The following is a 20,757-nucleotide window of genomic DNA, read 5'->3' on the forward strand; positions in this document are numbered from 1 at the left end:
CACCATACCGGCCGCGGCACCACCAGCAGCTGGGCCATGTCGGTCGAGGCGCCGTAGTGAACCAGCACCATCAGCGCCGACGCACTGCCCGCCAGACCGGCCAGCCGCATCGAACCGAGGCGCTTCAGCATGACGCCGGTGCCCAGATAGTACAGCGCATAGGTAACGGCACTCGCGAAGACCCAGGCCGCCCCCAGGATGACCTGCCCACCCATGCCCGCGGTGCTGATGTCGTGCAGGAGCGCCACCCCAAGCCCCATGTAGCAGACGCCCATGGCCAGCAGCGTGCGTCGGCTCGGCCGCTCGCGAAAAATCACGACCTGGAAGAGCAGGATCAGCGTCGGATAGGTGAACAGGATCAGGCGCTCCAGTCCGGCGCTGATGTATTCCAGCCCGTAGAAATCGAAGAGGCTGGACAGGTAATAGCCGAACATCCCCAGCAGCAGGATGCGCGCCCCATCCGCCAGCGAGAGCCGCCCTTCCCCCGCCCCGCGGCTCAGCCACAGCAACCAGAGGAACAGCGGCAACGCGAAGCCAAGCGTTCTCAACTAAGCATTCAGGCACCCCCGGGCCCTCGTACGAGGAAGCAGAGGAAGCAGCACAGTCGTTCATTGGGTTCAAAAGCCATAGGTTTCCTGGTTGCTTTGTGTGCGGGCCAGAGCGCACGCAAAACGACGGCCTATGTATCTTTCCTGGCCCGCTGAACAACACCTCCACGATTGCTGCGCCGTGGACGCCCGACGCGTCGCTCGCCGACAAATCGGGAAACCTGCGGCCAGAATTCTTGTGGGCGGCGCTCGACTGCACGGGAGCTTTCACTTCTTTCCCGCTACCCGATGGCGTCGCGATTGTTCTCGGCGAACTGGCCGCCTCCATCTTGGGCGTCGTCAAGCCTGGGGATCGTTGTATTGTCCTCGGCTGGCCTTTGGGGGTGGAGGGCCGCAAGCGTCTAGCTGGTACGGCCATCTACGCACCGAACGACCGCCTCGTTGCCTTGGCCCGGGCTGTTTGGATCGAAGTTCCCTCAAGCACCTGGAGCTGAGGACAAGAGGCATCTGCGTGGAGACGCCCACCCCTTCCATCGAGCGGACATCTTCCGGCAAGCCTCCTTTCGCGGAAGGGTCAATCGCGAAGCCAGGCTTCAACGGTGATTCTGCAGAAGGTTGATCCGCGCCTTCACGCAGCCTGGCAATGGTAAAGGGGACAGATTAATTTTAGCTTCTCTAATTTCACCCCACATGCATGCAAGCCAAACGCGCGCATTGTGATGGGGCCTTTAGTCAGTGAGGTTCCCGGGATCGACCACGGCGTGCGTATAGCCGCATCATCAGGCCCTCGAACCTTCGCAAGCGCGGACTATTGGTCTGCCTTGCTCCCGGATCCGCCATCTCCGTTGGCCTGACGAACGCTCCGGCGCAGTTCTTGTGGCGTCCGCCCAATGACTCGCACGAAGCAGCGCAGCATGTGATCGGCATCGCCGAATCCGGCGCTCCTGGCGATCTCCTCGAAAGTCTGATGCCCGCCCTCAACCAGCGGCCTTGCCGCCTCGATGCGAAGGCGCTCGATCGCTTTGGCCGGCGTCACCCCGATGGATGCCGCGAATACACGGCCAAACTGACGCACGCTCATATGCGCGACGTCAGCCAAGCGCTCGACTGACAGATCATCACGCAGATGATCGCGCGCATAGCTCAGCACCGTGCGGATGCGATCTGAGCCAGGGTCGAAATCCAGCAGCGAAGAGAACTGGTACTGACCACCTGGCCGTCGATAGTAGACAACCAGCATGCGTGCGACGGAGCGCGCCACCTCTTTGCCCAGGTCCTGCTCGATCATGGCCAAGGCCATGTCGATGCCAGCCGACATGCCTGCGGACGTCCAGACATTCCCGTCTTCGGTCCAGATTCGATCTCCGTCCACGCGCAGCGACGGATAGCGAGCCTGCAGTTGCGGAGCATAGTTCCAATGCGTGGTAGCGACACGACCGTCGAGCAGGCCGCTCTCGGCCAGCACGAAGGCGCCAGTACAGACGCTGGCCGTGCGGCGAGAGCGCAGGGACATGTGCCGGATCGCGGTCGCCATCGACATCGTCCAGTCACCGATCGGAGCGGCCGGTGCGCCGACGATGATGAGCGTGTCGAGGCGGTCGACGACTTCCAATGCTTCGGTCGCGACCTGCAGTCCGCTCGAGGCGCGGATCAACCCGCCCTCAAGCGAAGCGACCGTGAATCGATAGCCCGAAGGGCGCGCGCTATTGGCGTTGGAGAAGGCTTCGAGCGGGCCACTCAAATCCAGCAATACGAAGCCCGAATAAACCAAGAAACAAACGTGACGTGGCATGACCTGAACGCCAATAGCCCGGCAGAAGAGTCATTAGACGCGCCTCCTGTTTGGCAGGTCAACGGGTGCAACAACGGGGCTCGGCCGTTGCCAGATCCGGCCATTCGCCTGGAAGCGCTCGTCTGGCCATCCAAGTGCACCCGCCTCACTCGAGGTGGCTGCGCTTGTCGGCCGAAATCCAGGGACAAATGTCCTATTCGTACCAGCCTCTCGCCGTACCGTACTCGCACCACCCCACTTCGAGGACATGCAAATGACCTTCAACAAGACTCACCCCAAGACAATGCTCTCCTACGCCGCCGTGTTGGGGGCCATCCTGATGGCGCCTGGCATCAGCTTCGCCGCCGAGAACTCCTATGCCGACCCGGTCAAGCCCGCGCTCCCGGCCTCCACTTTTGAATGGGATCTAAGTCGAACCGCTCTGGTCGTGATCGACCCGCAGATCGACTTCATGAGCCCGGAGGGTGCAGGCTGGCCGGTGTTCGGTGCGAGCGTTACCGAGCAAAACCTGGTCCCGAATCTGCGCCGGCTCTTCGCGGCGTCCAAGAAGGCTGGAACGACCGTCGCCATCTCGCCGCACTACTACTATCCCCACGATCATAAATGGGAGTACGAGGCGCCGACGGAGACCGTTCAGCACAAGCTTGGCCTCTTCGATCGCAAGGGCGCCTTGACGCTGGATGGATTCCGTAACTCGGGTGCCGACTTCATGCAGGAGTTCAAGCCCTTCATTGAAGACGGCAAGACCATCGTCGCATCACCGCACAAGTTGTATGGCCCCCAAAGCAACGACCTGATGCTGCAGCTGCATAAGCAGCGGGTTGACAAGATCATCCTTGCCGGTATGGCCTCCAACCTGTGCGTCGAATCGCATCTTCGCGAGTTTCTGGAGCGCGGTTTCGAGGTGGTCGTCGTACGTGACGCCATCGCCGGACCGAAGCTTCCTGACGGCGACGGCTACGGTAGTGCACTGGTCGACTTCCGCTACATTGCCAACGGTCTGCTGACGACCGACGAGGTAGTGAAAAAGCTGGAAGGACGCTGACCGCGGGTAGAACCAATTTCCCAACCAGGCACGGGAGCCCTTGTTGCTCCCGTGCTAGCCAACTGACAAGGAGTCACCCATGAGCAATACCAAAACCTTCGGGCCTGCCAGCCCGGACCGGCGAGATTTTCTGGTGCTAGGCTTGAGTGCCGCGGCCCTGGCTGCCGTTTCCCCGGCGTCCTTCGCTGCACTCTCGTCCGTCCACTCTCCTTCCATCAACCGCGGAATCATGACCATGAGCACAGTGACTACCCAAGATGGCGTTGAGATCTTCTACAAGGACTGGGGCCCGAAGGACGCCCAGCCAATCGTGTTCCACCATGGCTGGCCGCTCAGCGGTGACGATTGGGATAGCCAGGCCCTGTTCTTCGTTGGCCTGGGCTATCGCGTCATCGCGCACGATCGGCGCGGCCACGGCCGGTCCGCTCAGGTGAGCGACGGCCACGACATGGACCACTACGCTGCGGACGTCGCGGCGTTGGACGGAGCCGCACACTGGTTTCACCAACGGCCTGCCGGCGAAGGTGCCGAAGCCGGAACCCATCAACCACTGGCAACGAGCAGCCCAGGCCATCGATGAGGCCATCATTGAAGCGCGACACAACCCGGAGACGGCCCGCTTGCTGTTCACACTGGCGTCCTACGGGCGACGCGACCCCGAATCCCTGGAACGTTTGCGCGCCACGTTCACCAAGGAGGGCATCCCGCCGGAGTTTTTGTCACATTACGAGCCTGAATGGCCGTTTGCAGGTCTTAGACTAAATGACGGGTTAAGTGACAGTTTTTGACGGCGAGAACTTTCTGGCTCACACTGTCACATAATCGAACGTATATGTGACAGGTGAAGAGATGTTGATCGGCTATATGCGGGTGTCGAAAGCGGACGGTTCCCAATCCACCGATCTGCAGCGCGATGCACTGATCGGCGCCGGGGTGAGTCCTTCACATCTCTACGAGGATCTGGCTTCAGGCCGACGCGATGATCGACCGGGGTTGGCTGCTTGCCTGAAGGCGCTCCGTGAAGGCGACACGCTGCTCGTGTGGAAGCTCGATCGGCTCGGCCGTGATCTACGCCATCTGATCAACACCGTGCACGACCTGACTGCGCGTAGCGTGGGATTGAAAGTCCTGACCGGTCACGGTGCTGCGGTCGACACGACGACTGCCGCAGGCAAGCTTGTGTTCGGTATTTTTGCTGCGCTGGCCGAGTTCGAGCGGGAGTTGATTTCCGAGCGCACGATGGCAGGATTGGCATCGGCACGAGCACGCGGCAGGAACGGCGGGCGGCCGTTCAAGATGACCGCAGCGAAACTGCGATTGGCCATGGCGGCGATGGGGCAGCCGGAAACCGTGGTTGGCGATCTGTGTGAGGAACTCGGCGTCACTCGACAGACGTTGTACCGGCACGTCTCGCCAAAGGGCGAGTTGCGTCCAGATGGCCTGAAGTTGCTTTCACTGGGCTGATCTTGACCTGGAGGCGAATGGCTCACTACGGCCAGAAGCAGACCTTCGACGTGTTTGGGAAAACTAGGGCTATTCATTGGGGTGAGTTCGAATGCCGCATGTGGGCCAAGCTAAATTAGCAGCCTGGGTCAAAATCGCATCAGCGGCAACAACCTAGGCTCTCTAGCTTGCTGGGGCAGAAGGCCACTAGCAGCAGCTAGTGATCGCCGCTATCCTGAGTTCCATAATTTTCGCACCACGGGACGAATGAGTTCGCCCCGCTCTAGCAGGGACGCACAATGGAACTCAGGCTAGTATTCGCCGCAGCAATCTTCTTGGGCTCCTACCTTCCTCTCAGCATCATCCTGTTGGTTCAGGACTTGAAGGTCGACCTCTTCAGTAGGCCTTTTTGCTCAACGCTTCGGCAGATGTCGTCGGAGTGCGAGCTCCCATTCAACAACTCTGGCCTTTCGATTGGATTTGCACTCTGCTGCCTAGCTTGCTTTCTGACCACCGTCTTTGTGATCTGGTGTAAGCAAGAGCCTCAGAGCATTACTATCATTGAGTCAAAACAAATTCCAACTGGTCTGTCCCGGGCTGAGTGGACACTGACTTAAGGTGGATAATGTCCGCCGCAAGGAGTGTTCATGACCCAGACCAGACGACGTTTTCCTGAATCCTTCAAACGCGAGGCGGTAGGCCAGGTGCTTGCCGGCACGCCGCTTCGGCATGTAGCCGAGACGCTGGGCATTGCTGAAAGCCTGCTGGGCAAATGGAAGCGCCAGTACGAACAGCAAGGTGACGATGCCTTTCCAGGCAATGGCAAGCAGCGTGGCGAGAACGCGGAACTGCGTCGGCTACGCCAGCAACTGGCCCAGGTCACCATGGAGCGCGATGTTTTAAAAAAGGCGCTCGCCATCTTCTCGCAGCCCACGAAGTGAGGTTCCGCGCCATCGAGGCGTTGGCCGGTCGCTACCCCGTAGCGCCAATGTGCCGGCTGCTGCGAGTATCGCGCAGCGGTTTCTATGCCTGGCAGCAGCGGCCTCCTTCGGCGAGAGAGATGGCGTACCGACGCCTGAGCAAGGAGATCCGCTCCATCCACCATGAGGTGAATGGGATCTATGGCCATCGCCGAATCAAGGCCGAACTGGCGGCCATGGGGCATGCGTGTGGTCGGCACCGGGTTGCCCGACTGATGCGCGAAGCTGGTTTGCGCGTTCGCTCGCGCAAGCGCTGGCGGCTGGTTTCCAGCAGTCGTCACGCTCTGCCGATTGCGCCGAATCACCTGGATCGCCAGTTCTCCTCGGATCGCGCCAACCGGCACTGGGTCTCGGACATGACCTACGTGCGGACGGCCCAAGGCTGGCTGTATCTGGCCGTGGTGCTCGATCTCTATTCACGCGCCGTCGTCGGTTGGGCGATGCACCATCGCATGCAGCAAGCCCTAGTGCATGCTGCGCTGGAGATGGCTGTGGCACGCCGCCAACCACAGGCAGAGGTACTGCTGCACTCGGATCGTGGCAGCCAATACTGCGCCTACGACTACCAGGCCTTGCTGCGGCGCCATCGGGTTGTGCCCAGCCATTCACGTCCGGGGAACTGCTGGGACACTCTGCGATGGAGAGCTTCTTCCGTTCGCTGAAGACCGAGCGGGTGTACCTGACGCATTACGCCAGCTACCAAGAGGCGAAAACCGACCTGTTCGACTACATCCGCTTTTACAATCACCGCCGTCGCCACTCGACGTTGGGCTATCTCAGTCCGATGGAGTTTGAGCGGCGAAACGCGAGCAGTAGCTCTTAACTACCTGTCCACCAGTTCCGGGACAGACCAACCATCTGTTATAAGTCCCTACCCCATTTGCTCAATGGCTCGCCCTTCTCGTCTAGAGTCGTCTCATGCTGGGTGCCAGCCTCGCCCCGTTTGCGGGAGCATGGCTGGCGATCAAACGTGACTGTGCACTGAATGTTTTTTGGAGGACTTTGGCTCGTCAACAACAGGGTGGGTGGCCTTGCTGCTCAGAGGTATCGCTTGTCGATTGCTGCACCGACTGAATATTTTGGGTCGACGAAATTGCCCAGTCTCACCTTGCCGCACTGGCTCAGCATCATGTAGGCGTCCCAGCGATCGAAGCCGTACTCCTTTTCCAGCCAAAGAATTAATTCGCAGTACGCAATGCGCGTCGCGTCTTCCAAGGGGCGTGCACTGCCGATGGCCATCAGCATGGATTCGGTTTCAAGGCGCGGCCAGTCGATGTTCCAGTTCTTGATCAGCTCGACATGGATGGTCGTCGTGCTCTCGAACTCCACGGCCGTGCCGCACACCTCACCATCGCCCTGACACGCATGCGCATCGCCGATGAACAAACGCCCACCTGGCGAGCGCACCGGCAAGTACGTGATGCTCCCTGGGCCCATGTCAGGCAAGTCCATATTGCCGCCGTGGTTGTCGGGCGTAAGGGAGTTGATCGAGTCGATTTCAGGCGAAAGGCTTAGCGTGCCGATGTGCGGCTGATAGGGCAGGGTCACGCGATCACTCCAATGGACATGCTGCTCGTCGACATGGATTTTGCGGGTGATCTCGGGCAATGGGTCGGTCAGCATCGCGGTCAGGTCGGTGCCGGTCAGGGCGCCGAAACGGGGGATCATGCAGCACGTACCCCGAGGGTTTTCACCCCGTGGCAGGATCGACTCGATGCGGACGGCCACCACGTCTCCCTTCTCGGCGCCTGCAATCATGATGGGGCCGCTCTGAGGGTTGAGAAACGGCATGCGCAGCAGTTCGCTGGGGCGATCGTGCTCATGTTTGACTTTGCCTTCGAAGGCATCGGCGGTTTCGACGATAACCCTGTCCCCTGGGCGAATGTGCAGAACCGGGTCCGAGTAGGGGCCCATGGTGTAGTGAAATTTTCCCTGACGATCTGTGGTCAGCTCGTGGGTTTCACCTTCTTTGCCCTGGGCCACGCCCCGGGTAAACATGATCGATTTTTCCAGCCAGTTCATACGTTGACTCCATTTTTTTGGCAAAAAGCTCCCTTTGGCGGACCACCAGCGGTGCGCCATTGAGGGGGGTGATATCGATAAACTGCGGCTTGGGCCGCGAGCGTTTGTGTCTGGCCGAGTCAGGGCCTTCGCTGGTGACGCAGCATGTTCAGCGCGCTTTTCTCACAGCCGCTTTGCAAAAACCGCAGACACATTTCCTCCATGCACATCTGATTGGTCATGCTCGATTCCCTCAGCTGTTCATAGGCTTGGTCATCGTCGATGTTGGCCAACTCCATCAGCTTGACTACGGCTTTGAGCACTACCCGCCGGGCCTTCACACGCTCTTGCAATTGGGTAATTTCAGCGTCGGCCCGGGACCGCGATCCGAATTCAAAAATCGCCTGTTGCAGGGCCAGGAATGTCCCGCTTGAGCGCACCGGTTTGACCAGAAACGCGCACACCCTTTGCGTCAATGACCAGTGAATCCTCTCAGGGGTTTCGGCACTGAACATGGCAATCAACGGCACTCGCGGTTCCCCATCCGGCCAAGGGAAGGTATTTTTGTGGGCCTGATTGGCATCGAAAAAACACACGTCCACCTCCGACCAAGGCAAGGCTTGGCCCTCGACCGGCTCGATGATTTTCAATCCCAGCCTCACCAGTTGCCCGCTCAAGACCTGATAGTCATGGTCCTTCTTGTGCAGGATCAGCACGCGATGGTCACGCAGGTTGGGAAGCTGAGGCCTTTTCATCTGACGATCCTCAACTCCGGTTTAAGGCGATCGCCATGGTCTTCCATCACGGCGCCATCGCCGACTTTGCCCATGTCCAACCATGTGAGGTACGGGTCTGGTTTGCGCGGCTCCTTCGCGCTCGCCAGGATCTCGAAATCCCCGTTGGCGTTGGAGATGCCCAAGCGCGGCGTCAGGTAGCAGTGGTGGTTTTCCGGGTCGATCCACACTGGCCCTTGAGGGGCGTTCAACCGGCTTTGAACGGCGGCGCTTCTGACCTGCTGCACGTCGTCGGTGTCTGCCAGGTGAATGGCTTCGGCCAACAACAGCACCGCGATGAACGAGGCTTCAGCATCGGCGGACGTCACCTGTTGCACGCCGTACCGCTGCTTAATGTCACGAACGAACTCCGCGTTGGCCTGGGTGCCGATGCTCTGGAAGTACACCGATGAACAGATATGCCCGGCGCGCACGCTGGCATCCACGGCTTTCAGTTCCTCCTCCGACAACGTGCAACTGGCCAGCGGAGTGGACGCAGAAATCCGCTGTGTATTTACGGCCTGCCCATAGGCGGCCACGAAGGCTTGGCCGGATTCCCCGATCAACGAGCTGAACACGAAATCCGGCTTGAGGCGTTGGACCTCATCGATGATCTGCTCGACATCGGTGGAGCCAATCGGGAGATAACGCTCGCAGACGACATCGCCGTCGTTGGCTTCCAGTATTTCGCGCATCACCCGATTGCTTTCCCAAGGCCACACGTAGTTGGAGCCCACGCAATAGGCGCGCTTGCCCACGGTGTTCATCAGGTAGCTGATTAGCGGCACGATGTGCTGGTTGGGCGAGGCACCTACGTATATCACGTTGTCGCTGCACTCGAACCCTTCATAGTGCGAGGGATACCAGAGCAAGCCGTCGCGCCGCTCGAACAGCGGTAAAACTTCCTTGCGACTCGACGAGGTGTAACACCCCACGACGTGCCGAATTCCGCTGTCCAGCAGTGCCTGGGTTTGCGCGTAGTACTGGGTCAAGTCCCCGCCCGGATTGACTACTTCAGGCTCAAAACAGAAGGTGAAGCGCGGGTCGCGCGCCACGCGCTCAATGGCCAGCAGCGCCCCACAGAGCATCGCCTGGCCGATGCTCTGGTACGAGCCAGTGGTGGAGCACATCAGGCCGATCCGCACGCACGTCTTGTGAGAAAGGTTTGCCATCATCAGTTCCTACGAAGCTAATGCAGCGCGACGTTGCAGGCGTGCAGCGAAGCGGGCCGACGCAAAGGCAAATACCGCGCCCACGACCATTGACGCGGGCACGATGATCAATGCGTTGGAGAAGCTCAGGCTGGTGAGGTTTTCAGTGCTGAACTTTCCGGGCGTTTGCAGCAGAAATGCAAACGTGCACGCATAGCCGTAGGTCACCGCCGGGATCGAGGAGAACAGGCCAACCCTGGCCGCCGAGATGTAGCAGGCGATGCTGATGCAGACCACGACGCTGGCCCAGATCGTCTCGCCCAACACCGTCGCCCCCGGCACCGAGACGATCACTACCGCCGTCAGCCATGCGGTGAACACGCCAAAACAATTGGAGACGATCGTGGTGCGCAGGGCGCGCACGTCTCCACCTGAGTGGAAAAAACAGGCCCAGGCGGCGAAGGCCGCCCAAATGAGCAGCACCCCCACTGAGAGCGTGAACCAGGTACACACGCCGCCCAGCAGGGCAACACTGATCGCAAGGCTGGTCAATTCAGACATTACGCGTACTCCTGCTGTGGGGATTTGAACAGCCCGGAAGTTGCGGCACGACGGGAAAATACGGTGCAGAGCAGCCCCAGCGTGACCCAGAACGAGGCGTCCGCCATCAACGTCGCGATCACGAACTCGTGATGCAGCGCGGCGGGCGCCAGCATCTCCGGCGACGCTAACTGCGGCGAACCGATCAGGTGAGGCACCGCCAACAGCACGACGCCAGCCACCTTCAACCAGGCCTTTGGCGCGAAGGCGATGAGCACCAGTCCAATGGCCGTAGCAATCGCTGTACCCACCCACCAGAGTTGCCTGGCGTGCAGATCAGCCGCTTGCGTGCCGGGCAGTTCCGGTGGCAGACCCGCCGAGGGCGCCAGTACAAACACCGCGTACCCGGCCAGCCCCCACAGCACCCCCGTTGAGAGCTTGCGCGGCGGCCGTAGGCTGATCGCCCCCGCAAGCACCAGCCCGAACGCCACGCCGACCACCAAGTTGGCAGCGGCGGTGGACGTCACCCGCTGCCAGCCGTCCTCTGGGGCCCAACCGGCATCTTCGTGATGATGTTCGCCTGCCTCATGGGGATCGGAATGGCCGGCACTGGCCGCCTGCTCATAGGTTTCGGCCTGAAGGATTAGCGGGGACACCCAGATTGCTTGGATGAGCGTCAACACTAGAGCGGCCCCCATCCCGGCGAAACCCGCCGTTTGCAGCATGCGCTTGATCATGGCTCAGGCCCTCTCAGTGGCAAGGAAATGCAGCGGTATGACGGGTATCGTGCGCGGCGTTGTGCAAAGCCGGCAGGCTGGAAAAACCGGCGAAGTACAGCAGCACCGCGCCCAGGGACATCACGCAGCAGGCGTTGAGCACGCGCCGGGCGCTTCGAGCGGACGATACGGTGGTAGTGATGCTTGAAACGGATTGAAGAGTAGACATGATGTGTACCTCGTGTTCGCGCTGTGATGAGGGTGTTGAAGCCAACGGCTTCACATAACTTCAGACGGCTTCAGATGACTTCGTCCCGACGACGCTCAAGGAACTCTTGCGTACGAGCGTTGAGGGATTCGGGAGTGACGAGTGCTTTGTCCATCGCCAGTTTTTCCAGCGAGGCCAGCCAGTGCTGGTAGTAATGCCAGTCAGGGTCGTCGGGAGTGTGAGTCTTGTCCCAGGCCCCGATGTTCGAGATCAGCGAAGCGCGGAACTCATCCCACTGGTAAGCGCCTTGTTCGGCGAGCGCCAGGGCTAGGCCGAACGCTCGCCCTTGCCACGGCTCATCAAACACCAAACGTTCCTGGTTTTTCGGCAGGGCGCTGCGGTCGCCGCACAGTTGATCCACTCGGTTTTTCAGCGTGCTCATGATCAGGCTCCTTGCTGCGCCGTGCTAACCAGACCCAATCCCTGCATCGCTTCGGTGGACACTAATGCGGCCAACTGCTCCTCGGAGAAGTGGTCGGTGCCCTCAGGGCGCTGAGGAATCACGAAGAAGCGCACTTGGGCGCTGCTGTCCCAGATCGCGACTTTCTTGGAGCTGTCCAGTTCGACACCGAAATCCTTCAGCACCGCGCGGGGCTCTCGCACCACGCGTGCGCGGAACACCGGATCCTTGAACCAGTAGGGTGGCAGGCCCAACAGCGGCCACGGCCAGCATGAGCACAGCGTGCAACAGACGACGTTGTGGGTGCTTGGGGTGTTTTCGACGACCTTGAGGTTTTCGCCTTCGATGCCTTCACGCAAGCCCAGCTCTTTAATGGCTTGGTTTGCGTCGGCCAGCAGACGCGCTCTGAAAGCCTCATCTGTCCAGGCTTTGGCTACGACCCGGGCGCCGTTGAACGGCCCCATTTCGTGGTCGAAGAAGTGGATGACGCGATCAACGGTGTCGGTGCCGATCAGGCCTTTTTCACGAAACAGCGATTCCAGTGCTTTGGTGCGGGCCGCGTAATAGCTTTCCGGGCCGCGTTCTTCATCGTGGTGATGGTGCTCGCCGGACGCATGTTGATGGTCGTGGTCGTGATCGTGTGTGCTCATCGGTGCAATTCCTTGGTTCGTAAAAGGGGCGAGGCCGCGTGCGCTTGGCGCGTCATTGCTGCTGAACGCTGTCCAGGTAAACTTCAAAAAAGTCGTTGTACAAAACGTCGCCGTGGTCAGGGATCTCTGGCCAGATGTCGGTGGTCTTGAAGCGCACGTTGTAAACCGGTTGGGGTGTGCCGAGCCCATCGGTCGGCCCTTTGTCCCAGTACAGGTAGGCGCCGTCGTACACCACTTCCACAACGCCCACTTTGTTGCGTAGGTAGCCGGGTAGCCGGGTATGGATGCCAAGTGGTACATCTTTGACGCAGACGGTGTCGCCGACTTTGAATTTGGGCTGGGTGGCGATGTTTCGATACGGGTTGTCGCCGGTCCAGAGGTAATCGATCACGCGTTCGGTGATCTGCGGATTGCCTTTTTCGGGCAGTGGCGTGTCCGGGTTGTCGAGAAAACGCTGGGTCAGTGCGTCGAGTTCAGCAGCCTCGATATACCCACGTTCCACGAGGAATTCGGCCATCGCGCCTTGCCACTTGATGTAATAGCGGTACTTGAAATAGTCGAGCGGGTTCATGCCCTCGGCTTTAACCCGCAGGTCTGGCCACGCCCAAATGCTGGTGCCCATCATCGTCGCGTGCACCCCAAATAGACGGGCCTCCCACGGCTGTACGAATACCCGCTTCTCCACCGCGACCGGGCCCAATCCTTCGATTCCTCCCAAAAACTGCTGAAGCTTCATGCGCGTGCTCCTTAAAAAAACCAAAAAAAACCCTCCGAGCCGTGAAGGCTTGAAGGGCTTATTTGCCGATCTGTCAGCGAATAGCTGACAGGTATGTATTTTCGGCCGGCGTCGATGACGCACGTGATGACCGCAGTTGGGTAAAGCAGGACTCGTGCCAAATTTTACAGAAAGAGAAGGGGGAAGTTGAAAGCTATTAAAAACAGATAGTTAGCAGGATTTGGTAACGGATGGGGAGGGCTCGGCCACCTTTCAGAGCTGCACTACGTTGGAACCAGTGCACAAACGCTGGGCAGCTGTGAAATTTTTGATACTGAAAAATACCTCTAGTTTGGATGCTGCCATCCTAGACTTTTAGAGCAAAGTTAGAATTTTCCTGTTGGTGTGAGGCAACCAGCCGACGATGACAAACACAGCTTTCACCCGATGCCCCGAATATCAGTGCAGCATTATTTCCCTCAAAATGGGGGATGTTTTCGAGCGTATCAAAGCGGCTGCCCCCCGATGTATCGTTCGATCCATGGACCCACATGAAAGGAGTCAGGATATGGAAATCGAGCGAAGAATTGAGAAATGGAACGATCTATGGATGATCGTTGCCGGGCGAGTGGTATGCACTGGCTGCCTGGAGAGCCAAGCGCTGGAAGATTGTGAGAGACCGTTTCTGCATGCCGGTACATGCGAGGCTAGCCATGGAAAAAAAGAATACCCGTGGGCTGCGCTTCACGAGATCCTAGACTGCGCGCGAGGGTGAACTGCCCGTTAGTGCTGGAGAAGGTCAATCTTCCTATCGATCTACTCAACCAGAACCTGGCGCTGATGACCAAGGAGCACATCGACTCGCGAAGCTGGCGAAGATATTCTTCAGGGAGCATCTGGAAATCTGGCACGGATGGGTGAGCGATGCGGCCGCACAAAGAATCCAGGCTTCGTTGTAATCGAATCACATTGCAGATGCGACGCTGGGCGTCGCATTTCGCGTAAGGGGCCCGCAAACCCTGTCAGCTTTCGACTGGTGCCGGGACATGCGTTTTCAACTTCGCCCGATTTTTTCGGTCTTGGACGCGTTGCCGCGAAGCTTGCTGCTTCGCCTGAGTGGCGGTCACAGTGCCAACTGCTTGACCGCCCAAGTCCAAGCGTGGCGCATTCTCTACCAGGCTTGCCCAGTACCGAGTTCCTCGGCACCAAGTAGAAATTCCTAACTTGAGCTGTTCGCGGGTTAGTCCGAGTAGTTCCAAGTGTTGCTCAGCATCTTTGAGAATGCCTTCCTTGAGCGGAACCTTGGGGGACGGATTGACTGGGAAAGCCAATGGAAAATGCTTCTGCAATGGCCAGATCGCTTCTAACGCAGGATCCTGGCTGAGAGGCTTGGCCTGGGGGGAGGATTTGCACTTGAGGTCTGTCTGGATGACGGCCTTTGCTGGCTCTTTTTCAGCCCGCAGACGGTCACGTAGCTCCGCTAGTTGTTCAAAACCCATCGTTCAATACACTGCTTCGAGGTGGTTGCGTGGAGCTAGGATATTCGATGCGGCGCGCTTTAGCAGCTGTGACTGGAATATCGTCACTGGCTTCGTCGATACCAGATGGCAGCTCATGGCCGGCAACGGCCCGTCGTTACCTACCGGACCTGACTTCCTCTGCTCTGTTTCTGCCTACTGTAGAGTCTCTTCTGAAGTGCAGGCGACTCCTGATAAATGGTGCAGTCGTCTTCTGAAAATGACAGCGTTAGCCAGGCAAAGAAAGCCGACGCTGGTGTCGTTTTCAGGGGCGACTTGCGTCCAGCAGCCACAAAAAAGCCCACCGAGGTGGACTTAGATGCCGGGGCGTCATTTTCAGAAGACGATTGCACCAACTGACTGGGTTGACGGCTGTTGTGCAGGTGGCTCCTGACAGCCAGTATCAGCAGTCGTCCGTACCCTCCTGCCGGTCGCCTGAGCGTTCAGGTCGCCGCTTTCCCTGCGTAACGATAACGCCGAACGTATCCGATTGATCCTGGAGTAAGTCATGCAAAATCCACCCGGTGCCCGACAGCAGTTATCAGTCACCGTCAGCAACCCCTACATACCTGCGAGTGAGTATCGGAAGGAGCTGGAGCTTGAGCTGAAATGTATAGGTCAGCATCTATCCCAGCGTGAATTCGAAGCGCTCCTCTACAAGAAGCTTCGACTAGAAGATCCAGCACCATCTGAAAAACAGTATCTACAAGCAGCGGTCGAGCTGACTGTATGTGCTCATTATGCCCGGCATTTCCCCGAGGATTTCATATACGAGGACAAGGTGGAACCGCCTAGGGATGTGGATTGCTCGTTCCGAAGCGAAGGCTACAAATTCAACGTCGAGGTGAAGTGCGCCGACTACACCACCAAGCACCAGATCGATGAAAATGGCGAGTTCATAATCCGAGCGATTGGGCGGATGAATGACTACAACGAAACGGTGGCCAAACTTCAGGAAACCTTTGCCAGCGGTGGCAATGAGCTCGTGAAGGGGTTGCATATGGACAACAAATTGAAGGACTACCTGACCGACGCCCACGGGAAATTCCCAAATATTACGAAACAGGGCGAATACAACGTGCTCGTGGTGGGGTGCGATGATCAGTGGGACATTCAACAGTGGGAGGGATATCTCACCGGTGTTCAAGGGCTGTTCACTGAAGATTCCTACGCCGCTCCAGAGCAGTACAGCAATGTCGACATGGTCGTCCTAAGCAACCTCTATCATCGACACAAGTCGGTGGAGCAGAAGGACAAGTTGAGCGGCCACTGGACGTTTAGCAACTCTTTCTGCCTGCTCTACGAAAACCCGCGATCCACGAAACCGAACTCGATGGCGCACGCTTTCGCGAGAACCTTGCGCTTTTTCAACAACGAGCTAGCCCAATATCAAATGGAGGGTGATACCCCAGATTTCCTCAAACAACGCCTAGCCATTTCACATTATGTGAGTCACGTCCTGATGCAGAGCGAACAGTATTTCTTCCAACCCAAACCACCTAAAAGCCTACAGTCTGAGGAGACAAGCTAATCTAGACGCCCCACAGGCGCCGGTGGATTTCCAGAAGTGCAATCGACTTCTGACATTGGGTGCAGTCGTCTTCTGAAAGTGACAGGCGCGGCACGGGAATCAAGGCATTGCGATTCTCGAAAATAGTTCTTGAAATTCTATTCTTGATTGCATATCATCTCAACGAGTTTCGATAAGAAAGGATGCCCATGCGACCGTCTGTTGTGCTTGACATGAAGCGAAGCGCAGTGCGTGAAGCGGTAGGCCGCTTTCGCGCCGCGAACCCGCGCGTCTTCGGCTCGGTGCTGCATGGCACCGACCGGGATGGCAGCGACCTCGACCTGTTGGTCGATGCGCTGCCCGGTGCCACGTTGTTGGACTTGGGCGATTTGGAAGAAGAACTGAAATCGCTGCTCGGCGTTGACGTCGATCTGCTGACTCCCGGCGACCTGCCGCCGAAGTTCCGGGCCAAGGTGCTCGCGGAGGCGCAACCGATATGAGCGAGAACCGCCTGCCCGATTACCTCGACCACATTCAGCAGGCCGCAACCGATGCGCGCAGCTTCGTGGAAGGGATGGCCAAGGACGACTTCTTGGCCGACAAGCGCACCCAGCAGGCCGTCATCATGAGCCTGATCGTCATCGGCGAGGCGGCCACAAAGGTGATGGATGGCTACGTCGAGTTCACCCAGGCGCATGCCGACGTGCCGTGGCGCAGCATGCGCAATATGCGTAATCGCATGGCTCACGGCTATTTCGACATCAACCTCGATGTGGTGTGGGAGACGGTACAGGAATGGCTGCCGGCGTTGCTCCAGCAATTGCCCGCCGTGCGTCAGGATGCCGACGATGAAGACCGTAACGACAAAGGCATGGAGCCATGACCAATCAAGCCGCCGATGTTCGGCCCCTCTGGCGTGTTCGATCCCGCGACCTATGAGCCGCGCTCGGGCAAGACCTTCTGGATGGCCGCAACGGACGTGAGTTCGCTGGTGGGCAAGGAGGCAGCAGCCGACACGCTCATCGGCAACTGCACGACCGCACGACCAGCCTCCCGTTCAAATTCGAGTTAGAACTCATATCCAGCCTGTCTGGGGGCACTGTGAAAGAGGGATCTCCGATGACTGTTGAATCGAGAATATTTTCTGTAGTCGAGTATGTTCAGCCGTCCGAAGGCGAGCCTATTCGTTCCGTTGTGCTTGAAACCCGAGACTCAATTATCGTGGTTTGGCATGTCCATCCCGGGCAGGAAATTGCGGCTCACATTCATCCTCACGGCCAAGACACGTGGACTGTTTTGTCGGGAATGGCTGATTACTTTCAGGGCAATGGGATTGTTCGTGCCCTCAGGGAAGGTGAGATAGCCGTGGCAAGACCGGGCCAAGTGCACGGGGCGCGAAATACAGGTACCGAGCCATTTGTGTTCGTCTCGGTTGTGGCATCAGCCAATGCCGGTTTCGTATTGGCTGAGCGATAGAGCCCAATCTCTGGAGTTGGTCCAATGAGCGGTCGGGGAGATAGGTAACAGACATGCAGCGGACACGGCTGCTAAACCAGGTCGCAAACCTCCTTGCGTCGCAGCGTGCCGCAAGCGACGCGATCAATCGAATGGGGTCGGCATGAGACTGAACACCATCCAGTTCCCGACCGCGTAGCCGCCTGTCCTGCCGATCAGGTCTTGACCATCGACGCCTGGGATCAGTCCTGAATGTTCTTGGAGACCACTACGTTATGAGCCGCAGCCGCCGCAAAACACCCATCGTCGGGCACACGACCTGCGGCAGCGAGCGCGAGGACAAGAAGCTCTGGCATCAGCGCTGGCGCACCCGTGAGCGCACGGCGCTGACCAGCGCGTCGCCCGAAGCCCTGAGCGCCCATCTGCCCCTGCTGGAAAACCAGGCCAGCAGCGTCTGGTCGATGGGCAAGGATGGCCGCTCCTACTGGCCCGTCAAGCGCCAGGCCGCCACGGCGGATCGCATCGCCAATCACAAGGGACGCAACCCGCAAGAACGCGCCTCCCTGAAAAAGCGCCTGCTGCGCAAGTGGATGAGCAAATGAAGCTCTCCTTCCATCAGCACATTGCGCTGTTCTGGATGATCGGTGCTCCGGGCGTCTTCGCGCCCGTGATCGAGAACGCCAAGCGGCCCGATGCCGGCGCCGTCATGGCGTGGGGTGTCGCGATCGTGGCGGTGATGATCCTCTTCACCCCTTTGCTGCTGCGCTGTCCACCATTCCGGCGCTGGTATGGCCGGACGGATGCGCTGTCGGAGCGGCAGCGCCAGGCGCTTGCCGAGCGCGGCCTGCGCCGCTACTACCAGACCGCTTTCGATGACGGCTACGTGCCCCGCGTGATGCCCTACGTGTGGCGCATCATCTGGACGGTCGGCGGGTTGATGGCTGTGACCGCCGTACTGCCTACCAACACCGGACGGCCAGCCTTCGATGCCTTGGTGGTCTTCTCGACCTGGTATCCGATAGGCGTGATGCTGCTGGTTTTCGCGTCGAGGCCCCTTGGCCGGTTGATTCGCCAAAGAGCACAGGAGCGGCGGAAATGAGCACGTCAACCATCGAGGCGCTGGCCAGCGCCTGGGCAAGGATTGCCGAGGAAGCGGAATTCCCCGCTGACTACGAGGGGACTGCCACACCACAAGCGCATCGGGCTAGCGAAGCTATTCAGGAGCAGATTCGGGAGCGCATCGTCGCCACCAACGACATGCGGCTGTTCAGCCTGCTGCACCTGCTGGGTCAGGCGTCGCTGCGCATGGAGCAAGCGCTGTGGCCGGAGGATTACGAGCGGATGACGCGCGAGGTTGAGGAAGCCCTGCGGCAAGCCACCGACGCCAACGCCAGATCGTACACCCACGAAGAAGTGATGCAGGCGATGCAGGAACGCATCGACCGGGCGCGAGACAAGCCATGTTGATTGGCTATGCGCGCGTCTCGACGCAGGATCAGAACCTGGAGCTGCAACGCGAAGCCTTGAGCAAGGCCGGATGTAAAAAGGTCTTCGAGGACAAGGTGAGTGGCACGCGGGCAGACCGGCCTGGCTTGGCCAAGACGCTCGAAATGCTGCGCGAAGGCGATACTTTGGTCGTCTGGAAGCTCGACCGGCTGGGCCGGTCGGTCAAGCAACTGGTCGATCTGGTCGGCGATCTGCACAAGCACGGTGTCCAGTTCAGGAGCCTCACCGACTCCATCGACACCGGCACACCATCCGGGCGGTTCTTCTTCCACGTCATGGCGAGCCTTGCCGAAATGGAGCGCGAGCTGACCGTCGAGCGCACCCGCGCCGGGCTGGAAGTCGCCAAGCAGCTCGGCCGCAAAGGCGGCCGCAAGCCGAAGATGACCGACAGCAAGATCGAGTCGGCCAAGAAGCTGCTGGCCAGCGGGGTGCCGCCCAAGGACGTGGCCAAGAACCTCGGCGTGTCCATTCCGACGCTGTACCGCTGGGTGCCAGCCTCCACGCACGCTTAGCGTGCTTTATTTTCCGTTTTCTGAGACGACCCCAGCCTGACCAAGGCGACCTGGCCCAAGCTGGGCGTGATCTGTGTGGTGATCCTGATCACCCTGCCGATTTTCGCCAGGCGCACCTGGGCGCTCACCGCCCTGCGGCTGGGGGATGACAAGGCGGCCAGCTTCGGTATCAACGTGCGCAGCCTGCGTTTCCAGACGCTGATCATGGTCAGCCTGCTCGCTGCGTTTCCCGTGGCCTTCGTCGGCACCATCGGCTTTATCGGGCTGGTCGGCCCGCACATCGCGCGGATGCTGATTGGCGAAGACCAACGTTTCTTCCTGCCGGCCTCGTTGCTCACCGGCGCACTGATCCTGTCGGCGAGTTCGGTGGTCAGCAAAACCCTGATCCCCGGCGCGATTTTCCCCATCGGCGTGGTCACGTCCCTGATCGGCGTACCGTTCTTTATCTCTCTGATTCTCGGCGCAAAGAAAAACTCATGGTAACGATCCAGCTGCAAGACCTCGGCGCCAGCTATGGCCAGCGCACGATCATCAGCGGTGTGACCACCACCGAGTTTGTCGGCGGCCAGGTGGTCGCCGTGGTCGGGCCCAATGCCGCAGGTAAATCGACCCTGTTCAAACGCATGGCAGGGCTGATCGACGGGCCCGGCGAGGTAAAGCTGCAAGGCGCGGAAAAAGGCATGAAAGGCATCAGCTACATGCCCCAGGGCCTCAACGCCAGCGCCCGTTTGACCGTGTACGAATCGGTGCTGCTGGCGCGCAAGCAACTGACACCGGGTTGGGTGGTCCACGATGACGAACTGAAACTGGTCGATGAGATCCTCGACGCCCTGGGCATTACGCCGCTGTCATTCCGCAACCTGGGTGAACTCAGCGGCGGCCAGCAACAACTGGTCTCAATCGCCCAGACGCTGGTGCGCGAACCGCAGATCCTGCTGATGGACGAGCCCACCAGCGCCCTCGACATGCACCGCCAGGTCCAGGTGCTGAACTTCATGCGCGACCTGGCGCGAAAGCGCGAAGTCATCGTGTTCATCGCCATCCATGACCTGAACCAGGCCTTGCGCTTCGCCGATCAGGTGCTGGTCATCGCCGATGGCACCGCTCAGGGCAGCGGCCCGAGCCATGAAGTGATCAACGAGCAGATGCTGCGCGCGGTGTACAAGGTCGAGGCGCGCATCGAACGCTGCAGCCGTGGGCAGCACCATATCCTGATCGACGATATCGTCTGAACC

General features: G+C 59.4%; 26 protein-coding genes and 4 pseudogenes. 18 read left to right on the plus strand and 12 right to left on the minus strand.

Features of this window, described 5'->3' with window-relative positions; genetic code table 11:
* Positions 1–548, minus strand: a 548-nt coding sequence (locus APH44_RS25490) for a DMT family transporter (RefSeq protein ID WP_156343794.1), incomplete at its 3' end; no start/stop codon positions are given.
* An 808-nt stretch (positions 549–1,356) separates the two neighbouring features.
* Complete coding sequence (locus APH44_RS25495; RefSeq protein WP_054895170.1) at positions 1,357–2,340, minus strand: GlxA family transcriptional regulator; 984 nt, start codon at positions 2,338–2,340, stop codon at positions 1,357–1,359.
* Between the two features lie 319 nt (positions 2,341–2,659).
* Here APH44_RS25495 and APH44_RS25500 point away from each other — a divergent pair, with 319 nt between their 5' ends.
* From APH44_RS25500 to APH44_RS30795, 7 genes and pseudogenes are all read left to right on the plus strand, one after another.
* Positions 2,660–3,385 carry a cysteine hydrolase gene (locus APH44_RS25500; protein WP_054895173.1) on the plus strand — a complete coding sequence of 242 codons (726 nt, stop codon included), beginning with the start codon at positions 2,660–2,662 and terminating at the stop codon, positions 3,383–3,385.
* Between the two features lie 235 nt (positions 3,386–3,620).
* A pseudogene (locus tag APH44_RS30790) lies at positions 3,621–3,908 on the plus strand (alpha/beta fold hydrolase); the annotation flags it as partial.
* Positions 3,865–4,173, plus strand: a pseudogene (locus APH44_RS29455) (TniQ family protein); the annotation flags it as partial. The pseudogenes APH44_RS30790 and APH44_RS29455, both read left to right, overlap by 44 nt.
* 61 nt (positions 4,174–4,234) lie before the next feature.
* Entirely contained in the window at positions 4,235–4,849 is a 615-nt protein-coding gene (locus APH44_RS25510; protein ID WP_054572000.1) for a recombinase family protein, read from the plus strand.
* A gap of 626 nt (positions 4,850–5,475) precedes the next feature.
* Positions 5,476–5,769: an IS3 family transposase gene (locus APH44_RS25520; protein WP_054572002.1), complete on the plus strand. Its 294-nt coding sequence runs from the start codon at positions 5,476–5,478 to the stop codon at positions 5,767–5,769.
* A complete protein-coding gene (locus tag APH44_RS25525; protein ID WP_123085909.1) occupies positions 5,766–6,470 on the plus strand; it encodes an IS3 family transposase in 705 nt (234 codons plus the stop codon). Before APH44_RS25520 ends, APH44_RS25525 begins: the two co-directional genes overlap by 4 nt.
* A complete protein-coding gene (locus APH44_RS30795; protein ID WP_079867808.1) occupies positions 6,446–6,631 on the plus strand; it encodes an IS3 family transposase in 186 nt (61 codons plus the stop codon). Before APH44_RS25525 ends, APH44_RS30795 begins: the two co-directional genes overlap by 25 nt.
* Before the next feature lie 215 nt (positions 6,632–6,846).
* On the opposite strand, the gene APH44_RS25530 is transcribed toward APH44_RS30795, so the two are convergent.
* The 9 genes from APH44_RS25530 to nthB form a co-directional block, all read right to left on the minus strand.
* Positions 6,847–7,830, minus strand: a complete 984-nt coding sequence (locus tag APH44_RS25530; RefSeq protein WP_034139337.1) for an acetamidase/formamidase family protein — start codon at positions 7,828–7,830, stop codon at positions 6,847–6,849.
* Between the two features lie 119 nt (positions 7,831–7,949).
* A complete protein-coding gene (locus APH44_RS25535) occupies positions 7,950–8,564 on the minus strand; it encodes an ANTAR domain-containing response regulator (protein WP_052199002.1) in 615 nt (204 codons plus the stop codon).
* Positions 8,561–9,757, minus strand: a complete 1,197-nt coding sequence (locus APH44_RS25540) for a transporter substrate-binding domain-containing protein (protein ID WP_218187346.1) — start codon at positions 9,755–9,757, stop codon at positions 8,561–8,563. The genes APH44_RS25535 and APH44_RS25540 overlap by 4 nt, the downstream gene beginning before the upstream one ends.
* Before the next feature lie 6 nt (positions 9,758–9,763).
* On the minus strand, positions 9,764–10,294 hold the full coding sequence (locus APH44_RS25545) for a DUF1097 domain-containing protein (RefSeq protein ID WP_034139338.1): 531 nt from the start codon (positions 10,292–10,294) through the stop codon (positions 9,764–9,766).
* Positions 10,294–11,010 carry a CbtA family protein gene (locus APH44_RS25550; protein WP_054572004.1) on the minus strand — a complete coding sequence of 239 codons (717 nt, stop codon included), beginning with the start codon at positions 11,008–11,010 and terminating at the stop codon, positions 10,294–10,296. Before APH44_RS25550 ends, APH44_RS25545 begins: the two co-directional genes overlap by 1 nt.
* 13 nt (positions 11,011–11,023) lie before the next feature.
* Entirely contained in the window at positions 11,024–11,218 is a 195-nt protein-coding gene (locus tag APH44_RS29465) for a CbtB domain-containing protein (RefSeq protein ID WP_034139340.1), read from the minus strand.
* Positions 11,219–11,288: 70 nt separating this feature from the next.
* Entirely contained in the window at positions 11,289–11,639 is a 351-nt protein-coding gene (locus tag APH44_RS25555; RefSeq protein WP_052199003.1) for a nitrile hydratase accessory protein, read from the minus strand.
* Between the two features lie 2 nt (positions 11,640–11,641).
* Positions 11,642–12,307 (minus strand): nitrile hydratase subunit alpha, encoded by a 666-nt coding sequence (gene nthA / locus APH44_RS25560; protein ID WP_052199004.1) that lies wholly within the window; start codon positions 12,305–12,307, stop codon positions 11,642–11,644.
* Between the two features lie 52 nt (positions 12,308–12,359).
* Positions 12,360–13,043 (minus strand): nitrile hydratase subunit beta, encoded by a 684-nt coding sequence (nthB, locus tag APH44_RS25565; RefSeq protein ID WP_054572005.1) that lies wholly within the window; start codon positions 13,041–13,043, stop codon positions 12,360–12,362.
* A gap of 765 nt (positions 13,044–13,808) precedes the next feature.
* On the opposite strand from nthB, the pseudogene APH44_RS30500 reads away from it, so the two are divergent.
* Positions 13,809–13,981 (plus strand): annotated as a pseudogene (locus APH44_RS30500) (histidine ABC transporter substrate-binding protein); the annotation flags it as partial.
* Between the two features lie 63 nt (positions 13,982–14,044).
* Here APH44_RS30500 and APH44_RS29475 read toward each other — a convergent pair.
* Positions 14,045–14,521 (minus strand): ProQ/FinO family protein, encoded by a 477-nt coding sequence (locus APH44_RS29475; protein WP_054572007.1) that lies wholly within the window; start codon positions 14,519–14,521, stop codon positions 14,045–14,047.
* A 526-nt stretch (positions 14,522–15,047) separates the two neighbouring features.
* Here APH44_RS29475 and APH44_RS25575 point away from each other — a divergent pair.
* The 10 genes and pseudogenes from APH44_RS25575 to APH44_RS25615 all read left to right on the plus strand — a co-directional run bounded on the left by APH44_RS25575 (position 15,048) and on the right by APH44_RS25615 (position 20,754).
* Positions 15,048–16,070 (plus strand): hypothetical protein, encoded by a 1,023-nt coding sequence (locus APH44_RS25575; protein WP_054572008.1) that lies wholly within the window; start codon positions 15,048–15,050, stop codon positions 16,068–16,070.
* A gap of 188 nt (positions 16,071–16,258) precedes the next feature.
* On the plus strand, positions 16,259–16,549 hold the full coding sequence (locus APH44_RS25580) for a nucleotidyltransferase family protein (RefSeq protein WP_001247892.1): 291 nt from the start codon (positions 16,259–16,261) through the stop codon (positions 16,547–16,549).
* Entirely contained in the window at positions 16,546–16,932 is a 387-nt protein-coding gene (locus tag APH44_RS25585) for a DUF86 domain-containing protein (protein WP_003100872.1), read from the plus strand. Before APH44_RS25580 ends, APH44_RS25585 begins: the two co-directional genes overlap by 4 nt.
* A gap of 236 nt (positions 16,933–17,168) precedes the next feature.
* Entirely contained in the window at positions 17,169–17,525 is a 357-nt protein-coding gene (locus APH44_RS29480) for a cupin domain-containing protein (RefSeq protein WP_082430664.1), read from the plus strand.
* A gap of 254 nt (positions 17,526–17,779) precedes the next feature.
* A complete protein-coding gene (locus APH44_RS25590) occupies positions 17,780–18,106 on the plus strand; it encodes a hypothetical protein (protein ID WP_003100858.1) in 327 nt (108 codons plus the stop codon).
* Positions 18,103–18,603 (plus strand): hypothetical protein, encoded by a 501-nt coding sequence (locus tag APH44_RS25595; protein ID WP_003100856.1) that lies wholly within the window; start codon positions 18,103–18,105, stop codon positions 18,601–18,603. The genes APH44_RS25590 and APH44_RS25595 overlap by 4 nt, the downstream gene beginning before the upstream one ends.
* Positions 18,600–18,971, plus strand: a complete 372-nt coding sequence (locus APH44_RS25600; RefSeq protein ID WP_003100853.1) for a hypothetical protein — start codon at positions 18,600–18,602, stop codon at positions 18,969–18,971. Before APH44_RS25595 ends, APH44_RS25600 begins: the two co-directional genes overlap by 4 nt.
* Complete coding sequence (locus tag APH44_RS25605; RefSeq protein WP_003100847.1) at positions 18,965–19,522, plus strand: recombinase family protein; 558 nt, start codon at positions 18,965–18,967, stop codon at positions 19,520–19,522. The genes APH44_RS25600 and APH44_RS25605 overlap by 7 nt, the downstream gene beginning before the upstream one ends.
* Before the next feature lie 33 nt (positions 19,523–19,555).
* Positions 19,556–20,005: pseudogene (locus APH44_RS25610) on the plus strand (FecCD family ABC transporter permease); the annotation flags it as partial.
* On the plus strand, positions 19,999–20,754 hold the full coding sequence (locus APH44_RS25615; RefSeq protein WP_016487051.1) for an ABC transporter ATP-binding protein: 756 nt from the start codon (positions 19,999–20,001) through the stop codon (positions 20,752–20,754). The pseudogene APH44_RS25610 and the gene APH44_RS25615, both read left to right, overlap by 7 nt.
* The last annotated feature ends 3 nt before the right edge of the window (positions 20,755–20,757 follow it).

Source organism: Pseudomonas sp. NBRC 111143, assembly GCF_001320965.1.
Lineage (GTDB): Bacteria > Pseudomonadota > Gammaproteobacteria > Pseudomonadales > Pseudomonadaceae > Aquipseudomonas > Aquipseudomonas machongensis.

Coding starts and splice junctions, on each gene's coding strand:
- APH44_RS25495 (WP_054895170.1), bottom strand. CDS start 2,340: ATGCCACGTCACGTTTGTTTCTTGGTTTATTCGGGCTTCGTATTGCTG.
- APH44_RS25500 (WP_054895173.1), top strand. CDS start 2,660: ATGGCGCCTGGCATCAGCTTCGCCGCCGAGAACTCCTATGCCGACCCG.
- APH44_RS25510 (WP_054572000.1), top strand. CDS start 4,235: ATGTTGATCGGCTATATGCGGGTGTCGAAAGCGGACGGTTCCCAATCC.
- APH44_RS25520 (WP_054572002.1), top strand. CDS start 5,476: ATGACCCAGACCAGACGACGTTTTCCTGAATCCTTCAAACGCGAGGCG.
- APH44_RS30795 (WP_079867808.1), top strand. CDS start 6,446: ATGGAGAGCTTCTTCCGTTCGCTGAAGACCGAGCGGGTGTACCTGACG.
- APH44_RS25530 (WP_034139337.1), bottom strand. CDS start 7,830: ATGAACTGGCTGGAAAAATCGATCATGTTTACCCGGGGCGTGGCCCAG.
- APH44_RS25535 (WP_052199002.1), bottom strand. CDS start 8,564: ATGAAAAGGCCTCAGCTTCCCAACCTGCGTGACCATCGCGTGCTGATC.
- APH44_RS25540 (WP_218187346.1), bottom strand. CDS start 9,757: ATGATGGCAAACCTTTCTCACAAGACGTGCGTGCGGATCGGCCTGATG.
- APH44_RS25545 (WP_034139338.1), bottom strand. CDS start 10,294: ATGTCTGAATTGACCAGCCTTGCGATCAGTGTTGCCCTGCTGGGCGGC.
- APH44_RS25550 (WP_054572004.1), bottom strand. CDS start 11,010: ATGATCAAGCGCATGCTGCAAACGGCGGGTTTCGCCGGGATGGGGGCC.
- APH44_RS29465 (WP_034139340.1), bottom strand. CDS start 11,218: ATGTCTACTCTTCAATCCGTTTCAAGCATCACTACCACCGTATCGTCC.
- APH44_RS25555 (WP_052199003.1), bottom strand. CDS start 11,639: ATGAGCACGCTGAAAAACCGAGTGGATCAACTGTGCGGCGACCGCAGC.
- nthA (WP_052199004.1), bottom strand. CDS start 12,307: ATGAGCACACACGATCACGACCACGACCATCAACATGCGTCCGGCGAG.
- nthB (WP_054572005.1), bottom strand. CDS start 13,043: ATGAAGCTTCAGCAGTTTTTGGGAGGAATCGAAGGATTGGGCCCGGTC.
- APH44_RS29475 (WP_054572007.1), bottom strand. CDS start 14,521: ATGGGTTTTGAACAACTAGCGGAGCTACGTGACCGTCTGCGGGCTGAA.
- APH44_RS25575 (WP_054572008.1), top strand. CDS start 15,048: ATGCAAAATCCACCCGGTGCCCGACAGCAGTTATCAGTCACCGTCAGC.
- APH44_RS25580 (WP_001247892.1), top strand. CDS start 16,259: ATGCGACCGTCTGTTGTGCTTGACATGAAGCGAAGCGCAGTGCGTGAA.
- APH44_RS25585 (WP_003100872.1), top strand. CDS start 16,546: ATGAGCGAGAACCGCCTGCCCGATTACCTCGACCACATTCAGCAGGCC.
- APH44_RS29480 (WP_082430664.1), top strand. CDS start 17,169: ATGACTGTTGAATCGAGAATATTTTCTGTAGTCGAGTATGTTCAGCCG.
- APH44_RS25590 (WP_003100858.1), top strand. CDS start 17,780: ATGAGCCGCAGCCGCCGCAAAACACCCATCGTCGGGCACACGACCTGC.
- APH44_RS25595 (WP_003100856.1), top strand. CDS start 18,103: ATGAAGCTCTCCTTCCATCAGCACATTGCGCTGTTCTGGATGATCGGT.
- APH44_RS25600 (WP_003100853.1), top strand. CDS start 18,600: ATGAGCACGTCAACCATCGAGGCGCTGGCCAGCGCCTGGGCAAGGATT.
- APH44_RS25605 (WP_003100847.1), top strand. CDS start 18,965: ATGTTGATTGGCTATGCGCGCGTCTCGACGCAGGATCAGAACCTGGAG.
- APH44_RS25615 (WP_016487051.1), top strand. CDS start 19,999: ATGGTAACGATCCAGCTGCAAGACCTCGGCGCCAGCTATGGCCAGCGC.